The organism is Lacticaseibacillus styriensis, from assembly GCF_030770295.1.
Taxonomy (GTDB): Bacteria; Bacillota; Bacilli; order Lactobacillales; family Lactobacillaceae; genus Lacticaseibacillus; species Lacticaseibacillus casei.
The window spans coordinates 937,792-952,417 of record NZ_CP132483.1; the positions used below are offsets into that span (position 1 = coordinate 937,792).

General features: G+C 47.7%; 14 protein-coding genes and 1 tRNA gene. All 15 read left to right on the forward strand.

Annotated elements, in window-relative coordinates:
- Positions 1-106: 106 nt before the first annotated feature.
- Entirely contained in the window at positions 107-994 is an 888-nt protein-coding gene (gene rapZ / locus LACSTY_RS04540; RefSeq protein WP_010489370.1) for an RNase adapter RapZ, read from the forward strand.
- Positions 991-2,019, forward strand: coding sequence for a gluconeogenesis morphogenetic factor MgfK (gene mgfK, locus LACSTY_RS04545; protein ID WP_087911843.1), 1,029 nt, complete (start codon positions 991-993; stop codon positions 2,017-2,019). Before rapZ ends, mgfK begins: the two co-directional genes overlap by 4 nt.
- A gap of 4 nt (positions 2,020-2,023) precedes the next feature.
- Positions 2,024-2,971 carry a DNA-binding protein WhiA gene (gene whiA, locus LACSTY_RS04550; RefSeq protein ID WP_047105807.1) on the forward strand — a complete coding sequence of 316 codons (948 nt, stop codon included), beginning with the start codon at positions 2,024-2,026 and terminating at the stop codon, positions 2,969-2,971.
- A gap of 300 nt (positions 2,972-3,271) precedes the next feature.
- Positions 3,272-3,727, forward strand: coding sequence for a MarR family winged helix-turn-helix transcriptional regulator (locus tag LACSTY_RS04555; protein WP_010489365.1), 456 nt, complete (start codon positions 3,272-3,274; stop codon positions 3,725-3,727).
- A gap of 117 nt (positions 3,728-3,844) precedes the next feature.
- A complete protein-coding gene (gene clpP / locus LACSTY_RS04560; protein ID WP_005684526.1) occupies positions 3,845-4,435 on the forward strand; it encodes an ATP-dependent Clp endopeptidase proteolytic subunit ClpP in 591 nt (196 codons plus the stop codon).
- Between the two features lie 329 nt (positions 4,436-4,764).
- A tRNA-Arg gene (locus LACSTY_RS04565) sits at positions 4,765-4,836 on the forward strand.
- A gap of 558 nt (positions 4,837-5,394) precedes the next feature.
- A complete protein-coding gene (locus tag LACSTY_RS04570) occupies positions 5,395-6,432 on the forward strand; it encodes a sugar-binding transcriptional regulator (RefSeq protein WP_087911844.1) in 1,038 nt (345 codons plus the stop codon).
- Positions 6,433-6,468: 36 nt separating this feature from the next.
- Positions 6,469-7,491, forward strand: coding sequence for a type I glyceraldehyde-3-phosphate dehydrogenase (gap, locus tag LACSTY_RS04575; protein WP_025013036.1), 1,023 nt, complete (start codon positions 6,469-6,471; stop codon positions 7,489-7,491).
- Positions 7,492-7,671: 180 nt separating this feature from the next.
- Positions 7,672-8,862 carry a phosphoglycerate kinase gene (locus tag LACSTY_RS04580; RefSeq protein WP_010489340.1) on the forward strand — a complete coding sequence of 397 codons (1,191 nt, stop codon included), beginning with the start codon at positions 7,672-7,674 and terminating at the stop codon, positions 8,860-8,862.
- Between the two features lie 78 nt (positions 8,863-8,940).
- Complete coding sequence (gene tpiA / locus LACSTY_RS04585) at positions 8,941-9,696, forward strand: triose-phosphate isomerase (RefSeq protein ID WP_010489338.1); 756 nt, start codon at positions 8,941-8,943, stop codon at positions 9,694-9,696.
- A 48-nt stretch (positions 9,697-9,744) separates the two neighbouring features.
- Positions 9,745-11,049, forward strand: coding sequence for a phosphopyruvate hydratase (gene eno, locus LACSTY_RS04590; protein WP_010489337.1), 1,305 nt, complete (start codon positions 9,745-9,747; stop codon positions 11,047-11,049).
- A gap of 140 nt (positions 11,050-11,189) precedes the next feature.
- Positions 11,190-12,770, forward strand: coding sequence for a ClC family H(+)/Cl(-) exchange transporter (locus LACSTY_RS04595; protein ID WP_087911845.1), 1,581 nt, complete (start codon positions 11,190-11,192; stop codon positions 12,768-12,770).
- Between the two features lie 105 nt (positions 12,771-12,875).
- On the forward strand, positions 12,876-13,244 hold the full coding sequence (locus LACSTY_RS04600; protein ID WP_087911846.1) for a hypothetical protein: 369 nt from the start codon (positions 12,876-12,878) through the stop codon (positions 13,242-13,244).
- 164 nt (positions 13,245-13,408) lie between these two features.
- A complete protein-coding gene (gene secG, locus LACSTY_RS04605) occupies positions 13,409-13,645 on the forward strand; it encodes a preprotein translocase subunit SecG (RefSeq protein WP_010489332.1) in 237 nt (78 codons plus the stop codon).
- A 245-nt stretch (positions 13,646-13,890) separates the two neighbouring features.
- The gene (locus LACSTY_RS04610; RefSeq protein WP_087911848.1) at positions 13,891-14,625 is read left to right on the forward strand and encodes an alpha/beta hydrolase; all 735 of its coding nucleotides are present in this window, start codon (positions 13,891-13,893) and stop codon (positions 14,623-14,625) included.
- Position 14,626 lies beyond the last annotated feature (1 nt).

Sequence of the window (14,626 nt, forward strand, 5' to 3'; positions counted from 1 at the left end):
TTCTAAGCCGGTTCTTCGGCTTTTTTTATTTCGGGAGTCTGTGATGGTAGGAATGACACGCCCGGAATGTTATACTTGATTGAATATGAGCACAAAGGAGCCTTTTATGACTGAAAGTTTGGATCTTGTTATTATCACTGGGATGTCGGGTGCCGGCAAAACCGTTGCAATGCAGGCGTTTGAAGATTTGGGGTATTTTTGCGTTGATAACATGCCGCCAGCGCTGCTTCCTAAGTTTTGGGAACTCGTTAAGGAATCTGGGAAGATCTCAAAGGTTGCGCTAGTCGTGGATCTGCGTAGTCGGGCCTTTTATGACCAGATTATCGACATGTTGGCTAATCTGGACAACAACGCTTACGTTCATTCGCGCATTTTGTTCTTAGACGCGACGGATGAAGAACTGGTTTCGCGTTACAAGGAAACCCGCCGCTCACATCCCTTGGCAATGGAAGGCCGGTTGATGGACGGCATTAAAAAAGAACGTGTGCTACTAACCGAGTTACGGAATCGGGCGCAAGTCGTGATCGATACCACCACGTTGAGCCCGCGACAGTTACGCGAAAAGATCTTCTTAAACTTCAAAGAAAATAGCGGTCAGCCAGCCTTTCATATTGAAGTCATGTCATTTGGGTTTAAATATGGGCTGCCGATTGATGCGGACATTGTCATGGACGTCCGGTTCCTGCCTAATCCGTTTTACGTCAAGGCTTACCGGCCAAAAACCGGTTTGGATCAGGAAGTTTATGACTATGTAATGGACAATGAAGATGCCGAGAGTTTCTACAACAAATTTTACGATTTGCTGGCTGAGATCATGCCCAAGTATAAAGCCGAAGGGAAGACCAGTGTGACGATCGCGATCGGTTGCACAGGCGGTCAACACCGAAGCGTTGCGTTTGCGGAGCGCATCGGTAAGGCATTTTCGGATGCGTATGCGGTTGATATTACCCATCGGGACATTAAGAAACATAAGGAGACGGTGAATCGTTCATGAGTCGGGAAACTAAATTTATCCGCGTCATTCGCGGGCGGCGTCCTAAAGTCGTCGTGATTGGCGGCGGAACCGGATTGCCGGTTATCTTGCATAGTCTGCATGAACAGGATGCTGACGTAACAGCGATTGTGACGGTTGCCGATGATGGCGGGTCGTCAGGTACCATCCGCAATTATATTAACGTAGTGCCGCCTGGTGATATTCGCAATGTGCTTGTTGCCTTGTCGGAGTTGCCAAGTCTGTATCTGGATATTTTCCAGTACCGCTTTAACACGACCGATGCGTTTTTTGCCGGCCATGCGATTGGCAACTTAATCATTGCGGCTTTGTCAGAGATGAAAGGCGGCATTTTCCCGGCGGTTCAGCAACTGAGCGAAATGATGCAGGTGGATGGTCACGTTTATCCTGCCAGCAACACGCCACTCACACTTAATGCCGAGTTCACAGATGGGACGAGCCTATCCGGTGAATCCGAAATTACCGCTGCCGGTAAGAATATCAAGCATATTTCCGTCTCCGAAACCGATCCGGCTAATGGTGAACCTAAAGCTGTCCATGAAGTCATTGATGCCATTATGGATGCCGATGTGGTCGTGCTGGGGCCCGGCAGTCTGTTTACCAGCATCCTGCCGAACCTGATGATTGGCAATCTGGGTGACGCTGTGAAGAAAACGCAGGCCGAAGTCATCTATATCGTCAACATCATGACGCAGAAAGGCGAAACACAAAACTTCACCGATGCCGACCATGTTCGGGTGTTGAATGAACAGATGGGGGAGGATTTTGTCGATACCGTGCTCGTCAATATCGAACCGGTCCCCGAGAATTATCTCGATCACCAAAAGTACAACGAAATTCTGACGCCGGTTAAGCATAATTATCAAGGTTTGCGGGATATGGGTTGTCGCGTGATTTCGGAAGACTTTTTGAAGTTGCGTGATCGCGGCGTTTTCCATGATGGCGACAAGGTGGCCAAGGAAATTTTGAATTTGGCTTTTCAAGTGAGCGCAAAAATCCGGAGGTGAGGGCATGGCAAGCTTTGCCAGTATGGTGAAAAAAGAACTGACCCAACTCGAGGTTCATCCTGAACATGCGAAGGCAGAGCTGTCGGCATTGATCCGGATGAACGGCAGCCTGACGTTGATGGCCCATCGATTTGTGTTAAACATTCAAACCGAAAACCCAGCCATTGCCCGGCGAATTTATAGTTTGATTCGCCAGGTTTACCGGCATGAAGCCAACTTGGTCGTTCATCGCAAAATGAAACTCAAAAAAAATTATCAGTACATTGTCCGCCTGACGGAAGGTGTCAATGATATTCTGTCGGATTTGTCAATTTTGGATCCGACAACGATGGCGATTTCGACGACGGTCCCAGCAACGGTTTTGGAAGAACCACAACGGATGCGTTCGTACTTGCGCGGCGCTTTTTTAGCCGGCGGATCGGTGAATAATCCGGAAACATCGCGCTATCACCTGGAAATTTATTCATTGTATGCCGATCACAATGCCGGCATTTTGAAAATGATGAATCATTTCAACCTGAATGCGCGCACCGTCGAACGCCGAAGCGGCTATATTGTTTATTTAAAAGAAGCCGAAAAAATCGCGGATTTCCTGCAGGTGATCGGGGCAACGAATGCGATGCTTAAGTTCGAAGATGTCCGGATTGTGCGGGATATGCGTAACTCGGTGAACCGCCTCGTGAATTGCGAAACGGCGAATATGAACAAAACCATTGATGCGGCCCAGAAACAAATTGAGAATATCAACTATCTTAAAGATCATGTGGGGTTGGATAATCTGCCAACCAAACTGCGCGAAATTGCCGTTTTGCGCTTAGCCCATCCGGATGTCTCGTTGCAGGAGTTGGGTGCCATGGTTCCGGGTGGGACCATTTCGAAGTCAGGCGTCAATCATCGGTTGCGCAAACTCAATCAGATTGCTGAGGGTTACCAGCAACCGGAAGATGCCTAGCAGCTATGATAATTGCAAGATAAGCAAAAAGTCATATTTATAAGATAATGCCTTTGTTTCCTCAAGATAATCGTGTACAATGTAACCGACATCAAGTTATTTGATGTAGGCGTTTGAACGACCCGGCTGCCACTTTTAGGACGCTAAAAACTGTCCGGCAGTGCGCTGGTTGACGAGTGCCACGACAAGAAACATGAGTCAGTTTACATTCGGATTTGCAGTGATGTTATTACCAGATGAAGTGGTAATTGTCACGTTCAGCGGGATACAATTGTTGCTTAGGTTTTAGGAGGAAGCACTATGGTCAAACCGATCACATTAAATGAACAACTTTGTTTTGCAATTTACAAGGCACAGAAACAATATAATCATTTCTATGCTCAGGCATTAGCGCCATTTAAGTTGACTTATCCGCAGTACATTACGTTGCTGTCGCTGTATGAACACGGCACGATGTCGGTTAAGCAGGTGGGCCAAACACTTGAGTTGGACAGCGGTACCTTGACACCGTTAATGAAGCGTCTGGAAAAAGACGGCTGGATCAGCCGCAAACGATCAACCGAAGATGAACGTCGCGTTGATGTTAGCTTGACGCAAAAGGCTTTGGACGCTCGCGACGAGATTTTTGAACATGTTGGCTCCTGCATGGAATTGATGAATTTGCCGCAAACTGAATATGATCGTATCAAGACTGAGGTAACGCGTGTCGATGAGCATCTGAGTGCTATCGCTGACGACGCCTACCCACAAGTCTGAACGATTTTTATAAGGTCAAAGATTGTGATTAAAATCTTTGACCTTATTTGACTTTAGCAGTATACTTAGCACTGTACTTTAAAGAGTGCTAAAAAACGATTTTCAGGAGGTTAGGACATGCTAGTACCTACCGTCGTTGAACAAACCAGTCGTGGCGAACGTGCTTACGACATTTACTCACGTCTATTAAAAGACCGGATCATCATGTTGTCCGGTGAAGTAAACGATCAAATGGCAAACTCTGTCATCGCCCAGTTACTTTTTCTTGATGCACAGGATTCTGAAAAGGATATTTACCTTTACATCAACAGTCCCGGTGGTGTGATCACCAGCGGCTTGGCGATGCTTGATACCATGAACTTCATCAAGTCCGATGTTCAGACCATTGCTATTGGGATGGCTGCATCCATGGCATCTGTCCTGTTAGCCGGTGGCACGAAAGGCAAACGCTTTGCTTTGCCGAATTCGACCATTTTAATCCATCAGCCTTCAGGTGGCGCCCAAGGTCAGCAAACCGAAATCGAAATTGCGGCCGAAGAAATTTTGAAGACACGTAAAAAGATGAACCAGATCCTGGCCGATGCAACAGGTCAGACAGTTGAGCAAATCAAGAAGGATACTGAACGTGATCACTATATGAGCGCTCAGGAAGCCAAGGATTACGGCTTGATTGATGATATTCTGGTTAATAAGAATAATCAAAAATAAAGGCTTAAACGAATTGGCACACCGCTTTGGTTAGTGGTGTGCTTTTTTCGTGGGATTCGTGGGAGTGGAAGGACGGGTAGAAGGAATTTGAGGATAACCGCCGAGAATGAATCAGTATAGGCAGTGAAAAAATAAGGTTTGGGGGCAATTCGGTTCCGAAACGCGCTCACTGGGCCGAAACCTGCGTGTAAGGACCTTGGTCGCAATGGCCAAAGCCCAGCCATCACGTCCAAGGCCCCTTACACTCCGGTTTCTAACCGGCCCAGTTCACGCTCTACATAAAAAGACTTGCAAATTACCTCCTGATTGAGTAATATAATTAGGTACTTGCGCGGTTAGTGTAATGGATCGCACGTGAGATTCCGGTTCTCGAAATCCGGGTTCGACTCCCGGGCTGCGCAGAATTCCAGTCATATGGAAAATACCGAAAATAGAAAAGTCCGCTATGGCGGGCTTTTTGTTTGCCATAATGTGTTTGTAGGACGCAAATGTCGCTGATCAGCATAGCCCTTTTTAAGCTAAGAAAACGCCAAATGAAATCGCTCCCTCACCAAATGGCAGTTTCGCTTGAAAAATGCTCAAAACAGAACAAGCATTGATGAAAGAACCCATGACTGGCTGTGTGTAGGCTGTTGAAATAGACCGAAATACAGTGCATGAAAATTTCATTAGAAGCAAGCCGAAACCCCTGATATCAAAAAGCCGCAGCGAGGTTGCCAAAACTGGTAAATGCCGAACATTTGAACCATTCTTGAAGTAGATGTTCAAACTTAGCCGGTTTTGTGATTACTTTGAGACGATTTAGGCAACAGACTTGCGATAAAGCGGAACCCCTGCTACAATTGGTTTTGTTGGTAAGGGAAAACAGCAAACGTTGGGTTCCTAATTTTTTTCAGCTTGCTGGGTCGGCAAACGACTCGGAGGGACGTGAAATGACCCATTAAAGAAGGACGTGCCTTATGCATACTGAACTTGCGTGGCTCAAAGCGATCGCGCCTGATCTGATGGGCGTCGTCACTAAACGCTATCAGGTCCTTCAATTTATTAACTGGATGGCACCGGTTGGTCGGCGAACGTTAGCCGAACAGATGAAGATTTCAGAACGCGCGTTACGTACAGAAACAGATTTTTTGCGCGGACAGGGACTTTTAGAAAGTTCGAAATCTGGCATGGTGTTGACAGCAAAAGGGCTAGAAACTTTTCACGGTCTTGATCATTTGATGAATCAGTTGCTGGGAATCAAAGATGACGAAAAGCGGCTGGCAACGCATCTTGGCATTGACCATTGTCTGGTTGTTTCCGGGGATGCGGATCAGAGTAGCCGGGTTCTTGATGAACTTGGCAAGACGTTGAATTCAACCTTACAGTTACTGTTGCCACCCGGGCATTTAACGATTGCCGTTATGGGTGGCACAACGATGGCACATTTAGCCACGCAGTTAACTTTTCAGCTATCTGCGGGCCGTGAACTGTCGTTCGTCCCTGCGCGGGGTGGCCTCGGTGAAGCCGTGACCATTCAGGCCAACTCGATTGCGGCTGCAATGGCAGAAGCAACCGATAGCAAGTACCGGGCTTTATATGTTCCTGAGAATCTAAGCTCGGAATCCTATGAGTCCTTAATCAAAGAGCCATCGGTGAGAGATGTTTTAAACCTTATCGACAAAGCTCAGGTAGTGATTCATAGTGTGGGCGATGCGCTGGTCATGGCTAAGCGCCGTGGCATGTCGCCTGACACGATCAGCATGCTGAAAGCCAAGCATGCCGTTGCCGAGGCGTTCGGCGTTTTCTACGACGCCAAGGGCAAGGTCGTTTACAAGATACCGCAAATCGGATTACAGCTTGCGGATCTTGATCATATACCGTATGTCTTCGCAGTTGCGGCGGGTAAAAGTAAAGCCAAAGCAATTGCGGCGTACATGCAACACGCACCGAGTCGAACGTGGCTGTTAACTGACATCGGTGCAACAAATTCGATTTTAACTGGGGCAACCCGTTAGAATAAAACCTTATTTCCTAAAGGAGGAAATTTTAGCATGACTGTTAAGATTGGTATTAATGGTTTTGGCCGTATCGGTCGTTTGGCATTCCGTCGTATTTACGAATTGGGTGCAAAGAGCAATGACATCCAGGTTGTTGCGATCAACGATCTGACCAGCCCAACCATGCTGGCTCACTTGCTTAAGTATGATTCAACTCATGGTACTTTCCCTGGTGAAGTTAGTGCAACCGATAACGGTATTGTCGTTGACGGTAAAGAATACCGCGTCTACGCAGAACCGCAAGCCCAGAACATTCCTTGGGTTAAGAACGATGGCGTTGACTATGTTCTTGAATGCACAGGCTTCTATACCTCTGCTGAAAAGTCACAAGCTCATTTGGATGCAGGTGCAAAGCGTGTTCTGATTTCTGCCCCAGCTGGCAAGATGAAGACCATCGTTTACAATGTTAATGATGACACTTTGAATGCAGACGATAAGATTGTTTCTGCTGGTTCTTGCACGACCAACTGCTTGGCACCAATGGCTTACTTCCTGAACAAGGAATTCGGCATTGAAGTTGGTACCATGACCACCGTTCACGCTTACACCTCAACTCAGATGTTGCTTGACGGCCCGGTTCGTGGTGGCAACCTGCGTGCTGCACGTTCTGCCGCTGCTAACACGATTCCTCACAGCACTGGTGCTGCTAAGGCTATCGGTTTGGTTATCCCAGAATTGAACGGCAAGTTGCAGGGTCACGCACAGCGTGTTTCTGTTGTTGACGGTTCCTTGACCGAATTGGTTTCCATCTTGAAGACCAAGAACGTTACTGCTGACCAAGTCAACGAAGCTATCAAGAAGCACACCGAAAACAACCCTAGCTTCGGCTGGAACGAAGACGAAATCGTATCTTCCGATGTAATCGGTACGACTTATGGTTCAATCTTCGATCCTACTCAGACTGAAGTTACAACTGCCGGTGACTATCAATTAGTTAAGACGGTTGCTTGGTACGATAACGAATATGGCTTTACTTGCCAGATGATCCGTACCTTGCTGAAATTTGCTACTCTCTAATCCGGAGTAACGCTTTTCTAACCGCAACATCCGAAGCGGAGGGAGCTTTACTCCCTCCGCTTTTTTTGGAAAGGCGACAGAAATCATCGGTTTTATGCTGATTTTTGCCCTTTGCGAGCACCATGGTGGAGGACGCGTGTTCATCCACCATCTTTGGGAAAATGAAGGAGGTCAAATCTTTTGGCTAAATTAATCGTTTCAGATTTAGATGTTAAAGATAAAAAAGTTCTGATCCGCGTTGACTTCAACGTGCCGATCAAAGATGGCGTTATTGGTGATGACAACCGGATCGTGGCAGCATTGCCAACCATCCAATATGTCATTGATCACGGCGGCAAGGCAATCTTGCTGTCACACCTTGGCCGGGTTAAGACCGAAGAAGATAAGGCTAAGCTGACATTGAAGCCAGTTGCCCAACGCTTGAGTGAATTGCTGAAGAAGCCAGTTACCTTTGTACCGGCTACCCGTGGCAAGGAACTGGAAGATGCTATTGCCAAAATGAACGATGGCGATGTGCTTTTGATGGAAAACACCCGGTTTGAAGATCTTGACGGTAAGAAAGAATCCGGCAATGATCCTGAATTAGGCAAGTACTGGGCAAGCCTTGGCGACCTATTCGTCAACGATGCCTTTGGTACGGCACATCGTAAGCATGCGTCCAATGTCGGCATTGCTTCCAACATGAAGCAAACAGCTGCCGGGTTCTTGATGGAAAAGGAAATCAAGTTCTTAGGCGACGCTGTTGACAACCCGAAGCACCCATTCATTGCTATCTTGGGTGGTGCCAAGGTTTCCGATAAAATCGGTGTCATCGAAAACTTAGTGCCTAAAGCTGATAAGATCCTTATCGGTGGTGGCATGACTTATACCTTCTATGCAGCCAAGGGTATGAGCATCGGTAACTCATTGGTTGAAAAAGACAAGATCGACTTAGCCAAGAAGATTATGGACCAAGCCGGCGATAAGTTGCTTTTGCCTGTTGATTCTGTTGTTGCCCCAGAATTTTCAAACGATGCTCCTCATAAGGTTGTTGAAGGCGATATTCCGGATGGCTACATGGCATTGGATATCGGCCCGAAGACGATTCAAGAATTCAAAGATGCTTTGCAAGGTGCCAAGACGGTTGTTTGGAACGGCCCGATGGGTGTGTTCGAAATGAGCAACTATGCTGAAGGTACTTTGGAAGTCGGCCGTGCACTCGGTGATTTGAAGGATGCTACGACAATCATTGGTGGTGGCGATTCAACCGCTGCTGCCAAGCAATTGGGTATCGCACCTAAGATTACCCACATTTCCACTGGTGGCGGTGCTAGCCTTGAATATCTTGAAGGCAAGACGTTACCAGGTATCGCAGCCATTTCTGACAAGTAATTTGTCAGTGATGCTGATCTAACAGTCAATGCCGACGCGTGCTGAGCGTGTCGGTACATAATGAAAGGAAGCTAAGTCATGCGGACACCATTCATTGCTGGTAACTGGAAAATGAACAAAAACCCCAAGGAGACGCAAGCCTTTTTGGATGCTGTGAAAGGCAAACTGCCTGACGCAAGCAAAGTTGAAACGGTTATTGGCGCACCTGCCATTGATCTGACGACTTTGGTTGCCGGAGCAGAAGGCACACCTTTAAAGACAGCGGCAGAAAACTGCTACTTTGAAGATGAAGGTGCTTATACCGGCGAAACCAGCCCGAAAGCATTAAAGGAAATGGGCGTTGATTATGTCATCATCGGCCATAGCGAACGTCGTGGTTACTTCCACGAAACCGACGAAGATATCAATAAGAAAGCTAAGGCTATCTTTAAGAACAATCTTCTGCCGATTATCTGCTGCGGCGAAAGTTTGACCCAGCGTGAAGCTGGCCAAACCGAAGACTGGGTTGCCTCGCAAATCGAAGCAGCTTTGGCTGGCTTAACTGCTGACCAAGTCAAAGTTTCTGTTTTGGCCTACGAACCAATCTGGGCAATCGGGACCGGTAAGACTGCGACTGCCGATCAGGCACAAGAAGTTGTTGCCCACATTCGTGCGACCGTTGAGAAGTTGTATAATAAAGACACGGCAGACGCTGTTCGGATTCTTTACGGCGGCTCCGTTAAACCAGCGAACGTTAAAGAATTGATGGCTAAGCCTGATATCGATGGCGGCTTAGTCGGTGGCGCTTCGATGGATCCTGAAAGTTTCATCGCCTTGGCTAACTACCAAGATTAATCTGGTTTCCAATATTAAACAGCCTTCTGGCAAAAAGGAGAAGAATATATGTCTATCATTACTGATGTATTGGCACGCGAAGTTTTGGATTCACGTGGCAACCCTACTGTTGAAGTTGAATTGTATACCGAAGATGGCGGTTTTGGCCGCGCATTAGTTCCATCAGGTGCTTCAACCGGTGAACACGAAGCCGTTGAGCTGCGTGACGGTGACAAGGATCGTTTTGGCGGCAAGGGTGTTTTGAAGGCCGTTGGTCATGTCAACAATGAAATTGCCAAGGCTGTGATTGGCCTTGACGTTACCGAACAACGCCTGATCGACCAAACCATGATCGATCTTGATGGTACACCAAACAAAGGCAAGCTGGGTGCCAACGCCATCTTGGGTGTTTCCTTGGCTGCTGCCCGTGCTGCTGCTGATGAAGTCGGCCTGCCATTGTATCAATATCTTGGCGGCCCGAACGCTCATGTTCTGCCAACGCCAATGATGAACGTTCTTAATGGTGGCGCACATTCAACTAACACTGTTGACTTCCAGGAATTCATGATTATGCCTGTTGGTGCCAAGAGTGTTCGTGAAGCCGTTCGCATGGGTTCAGAAACCTTCCATGCACTGCAGGCTTTGTTGAAGAGCAAAGGTGACATTACCGCTGTTGGTGATGAAGGTGGCTTCGCTCCTAACTTGAAGGACAACGAAGAAGCCTTCGAACTACTTGTTGAAGCGATCAAGAAGGCTGGCTACAAGCCAGGCGACGACATTGCCTTGGCCTTTGATGTTGCGGCTTCAGAAATGTACGATGCCGACACCAAGACTTACACAACCAAGTGGTCAAACCCTGACAAGAAGTACACCACCGAAGAATGGACCAACATGATCGATGGTTACATCAACAAGTATCCGATCGTTTCTGTTGAAGATCCTATCGACGAAAACGACTGGGAAGGCTGGCAGACATTCACCCAGAAGATGGGCGACAAAGTTCAGATCGTTGGTGATGACCTGTTTGTTACCAACACCGATTACCTGAAGAAGGGTATCGATATGGGCGTTGCTAACTCAATTCTGATCAAGCTGAACCAAATCGGTACTTTGACTGAAACCTTCGAAGCAATTGAAATGGCTAAAGAAGCTGGCTACACCGCCGTTGTTTCACATCGTTCCGGTGAAACCGAAGACACCACGATTGCTGACTTGGTTGTTGCAACCAACGCCGGTGAAATCAAGACCGGTTCCATGAGCCGGACCGACCGGATTGCCAAGTACAACCAGTTGATGCGCATCGAAGATCAATTAGGTGCACAATCACAATACAAGGGTCGCAAGTCCTTCTACAACGTTAAAGCAATCGACTAATTAATCGCCGTTGCTGTCGTTACGAGCACGTCACTTATGACAAGTGGCGTGTTTTTTTCCTAATTTTTTGAAAGAATGGGATTTCTCTCGTTTCCTTTTAAGGTTTATACTGAATGAATGTTGGCATGGAGGGAAATGTTGTGGCACGAATCATTAAGGAAAAAGAAAAATTCGATATCACCCGCCTGCGGTTTGTCTTGCTGGGATTATTGGTCGGCTTGATGACCGGTACGGTGGTCAGTGCTTTTCGTTACTGTATTGAAGTCGGGTTGCGCGCCAGTCATCAGGTATACGGATACTTACATATGGGGCCGTTTGTCTGGTGGCACTGGGTCTTATTGATTGCCTTTAATCTGGTGCTGGCGGCGCTTGTGGCCCTAATGTTAAAACAAGAACCCTATATTTCCGGGTCAGGCATTCCTCAAGTAGAAGGTCAGCTTGCCGGCGAACTGGAAATGCATTGGTGGGCCATTCTTTGGCGTAAGTTCGTCGGTGGTGTGCTGTCACTTGCTCCCGGTTTGTTTCTGGGTCGTGAAGGGCCTTCGATTCAATTAGGCGCAGCCGTGGGTCAAGGCTTGGCCGGTGGATTTAAATTGCGCGGAACCGATCGGCGTCTCCTAATTGCATCCGGATCGGCAGCCGGACTCGCAGCTGCCTTCAATGCGCCGATTGCTGGGACCCTGTTCGTGTTGGAAGAGGTTTACCATAATTTCTCGCCGCTGGTTTGGCTGACTGCACTGGCTGGTGCCATTGGATCGGATTTCATCTCGCTGTATGTGTTTGGACTGGTTCCCGTGCTACATTTGAGTTATTCGCGAAGTTTGCCGGTTACCAGTTACTGGCATTTGATCCTGCTAGGCATTCTTCTAGGGCTGCTAGGCTATTTATACCAACGGGTGCTTTTATCCATGCCGCGGTGGTATCAACGATTGACCCACTTACCACGGGTCGTGCAAGGAGTCGTGCCGTTCATCTTATTGATTGCGGTCGGTTATTTTACCCCTAATCTGCTCGGCGGCGGCAATAGCTTGATTGTCGGGTTTGGTCAGTATGTACCGCCACTTTTGACGTTACTGGGTATTTTCGCCATTCGCTTTGTTTTTTCCATGATTTCTTATGGCTCAGGGTTGCCAGGCGGTATTTTCTTGCCGATTTTATCGTTAGGGGCGATTATCGGGGCCATTTATGGGGTGGTCATGTATCAGTTGGGCTTGTTGCCACATGTTTACATTATGAATCTGATTATCTTCTCGATGGCTGGATACTTTGCCGGCATTGGGAAAGCGCCGTTTACCGCGATTTTATTGGTGACCGAAATGGTGGGTAATCTGACCCATCTCATGCCGCTGGCGGTGCTGTCGTTGACGGCTTATCTCGTGGTTGACCTGCTTGGTGGTGCGCCGATTTATGAAGCCTTGCTTGAACAAATGACATTCCCCAAGACCGTTGAGCAGCTGCACCAGCCTGATCGACTGGAAATCCCGGTTTTTGTGGGCAGTTCGCTCAATGGTAAGTTGGTGCGCGATATGCCATGGCCAAAAGAGTCGTTGCTGATTGGAATTCGCCGGGGTGAGCGGGAAGTGATTCCTCATGGCGATACATTGATTCGAGAAGGCGATACACTGGTATTGCTGACAGATGCGGCTGAGCGTGTGCGGGTGAAAAAACGAATCGATGCCCTTTCTGCGGCTTTGGCGACAGCGCATAAAACGCGAGTGTGATGCCGTGTCTGTGAATCGCAGCTTTTAGGTGGCAGCTAATCGGTATGCATGTATAATGAACCTGTCAAAGTGATGGCTATCGTCAACAGAAGGGACTTGATCACCATGAGAACATTTCGCATCGTGTACGCTGTTGCAAGCATCCTACTTGGGTTATTTTATTCGGTTGGTGGCGAACTGGGGTTACTCACATCTTCCGGTGGCGGTTTTGCCAGCTTTATTGTGCCATTCTTACTGGGATTTGTAGCGAACTGGGGCATGGTTGCGCTCGTCATAGTTGGCGTTATTATCGATAAGCAGATGCGCTGGTGGTATTTAGGTTATCCGGTACTGATGGGTTTGAACATTGGCTTGAATCAAATGTTGCCGGTTAGCGTGGCAGATCAGGTAAGCTATTTGATGCCTTTCCTGGTGGCCGTGATCGGTGGCTACATGCTGTATCAGACTTTCAGAAAAAAGCCTCATATTGCGTGATCGCTCAACGGCCATGATATTGCGGAGAGTCGCCTACTGGTCTTTGAAATTGGCTAATTTTAGATCAATGATGAAAAAGATGACTGAAATCAGCAAAGATTCGCCTTTGCCTTGCTTTTATGCTAAACTACTAAAGTGAGATTTTTCGCAAGGGAGGCAACAACTTGCAAAGTTTATTGACCACATTACTTGTGATCGATTCGATTTTTATCGTGATCGCAACTTTAATGCAACCAAGCAAACAACAGGATGCGTTAAGCGCATTGTCCGGTGGGGCAACCGATTTATTCGGGAAGACCAAATCCCGCGGTTTTGAAGCTTTCATGGAGAAAGTCACCGTTGTATTGGGTGTCATTTTCTTCGGCCTCGCCATCGCGTTGGTCTATCTGGAAGCCCATTAACCAAAGTCTCCTGGAACATTCAGGGGGCTTTTTTTGCAGAAGCATGATCCAACCTGACTAGAGCTGGCGATTAAGCATACAAGGTCTTGTGCGGTGCATCGGCGGTCTGCAACTATGGCTTTTGTATCAAGCTTTTGCTGCGCTTACCATTTTGACATCAGTTTGGCCAGCTAAACGTGCACAGTTTCCAAAAATCGGCATTCATGCGTCGCATATCATTGACATCCACAAAGGACGACTTCACCATGATTTTTCGCAAACCGCAACCTTTTGAATACGAAGGCACCGACACAGGCGTTGTTTTACTTCATGCGTACACTGGCAGCCCCAATGACATGAATTTTATGGCCCGAGCCTTACAACGTGTCGGTTATGGGGTGTATGTGCCGCTTTTTGCCGGGCATGGAACGATCGAGCCCATGGACATTTTGACGAAGGGCAATCCAGACATCTGGTGGGCAGAAGCCAGCGCTGCCGTTGCCCATATGACCGCAAAGTACCCCCGCGTGTTTGTGTTCGGCCTGTCGTTAGGTGGCATTTTTGCGGTAAAAGCTTTAGAGAAGTTACCTGGCATCACGGCTGGCGGCGTTTTTTCATCGCCGATTCTGCCAGGCAAGCATCATTTGATTCCGGGATTTTTAAAATATGCCCAGTATATGAATCGCTTGGCCAATAAACCGGATGAAAGTACCCAGATTCTGGCTTACCTACCGGGGCAACTGACTGCAATTGATCAGTTTGCCACCGGGGTTGCGGCCGATTTGGATCTAGTCAAGCAACCGACTTTCATTGGTCAGGCCGGTGAGGACGAATTAGTGGATGGTCGATTGGCGTACCAGTTACGCGATGCTTTGATCAACGCGGCCCGCGTGGATTTTCACTGGTACGACGGGGCCAAGCACGTGATTACCGTTAATTCAGCTCACCATGCACTAGAACAAGACGTTATTGAATTTATGCAACAAGAAAACGAGGGATAGC

Bases quoted from the DNA above. Each gene is read 5' to 3' on its own strand.
- LACSTY_RS04570 (WP_087911844.1), top strand. From the start codon at position 5,395: ATGCATACTGAACTTGCGTGGCTCAAAGCGATCGCGCCTGATCTGATG.
- whiA (WP_047105807.1), top strand. From the start codon at position 2,024: ATGGCAAGCTTTGCCAGTATGGTGAAAAAAGAACTGACCCAACTCGAG.
- LACSTY_RS04600 (WP_087911846.1), top strand. From the start codon at position 12,876: ATGAGAACATTTCGCATCGTGTACGCTGTTGCAAGCATCCTACTTGGG.
- tpiA (WP_010489338.1), top strand. From the start codon at position 8,941: ATGCGGACACCATTCATTGCTGGTAACTGGAAAATGAACAAAAACCCC.
- LACSTY_RS04555 (WP_010489365.1), top strand. From the start codon at position 3,272: ATGGTCAAACCGATCACATTAAATGAACAACTTTGTTTTGCAATTTAC.
- LACSTY_RS04610 (WP_087911848.1), top strand. From the start codon at position 13,891: ATGATTTTTCGCAAACCGCAACCTTTTGAATACGAAGGCACCGACACA.
- rapZ (WP_010489370.1), top strand. From the start codon at position 107: ATGACTGAAAGTTTGGATCTTGTTATTATCACTGGGATGTCGGGTGCC.
- clpP (WP_005684526.1), top strand. From the start codon at position 3,845: ATGCTAGTACCTACCGTCGTTGAACAAACCAGTCGTGGCGAACGTGCT.
- mgfK (WP_087911843.1), top strand. From the start codon at position 991: ATGAGTCGGGAAACTAAATTTATCCGCGTCATTCGCGGGCGGCGTCCT.
- gap (WP_025013036.1), top strand. From the start codon at position 6,469: ATGACTGTTAAGATTGGTATTAATGGTTTTGGCCGTATCGGTCGTTTG.
- eno (WP_010489337.1), top strand. From the start codon at position 9,745: ATGTCTATCATTACTGATGTATTGGCACGCGAAGTTTTGGATTCACGT.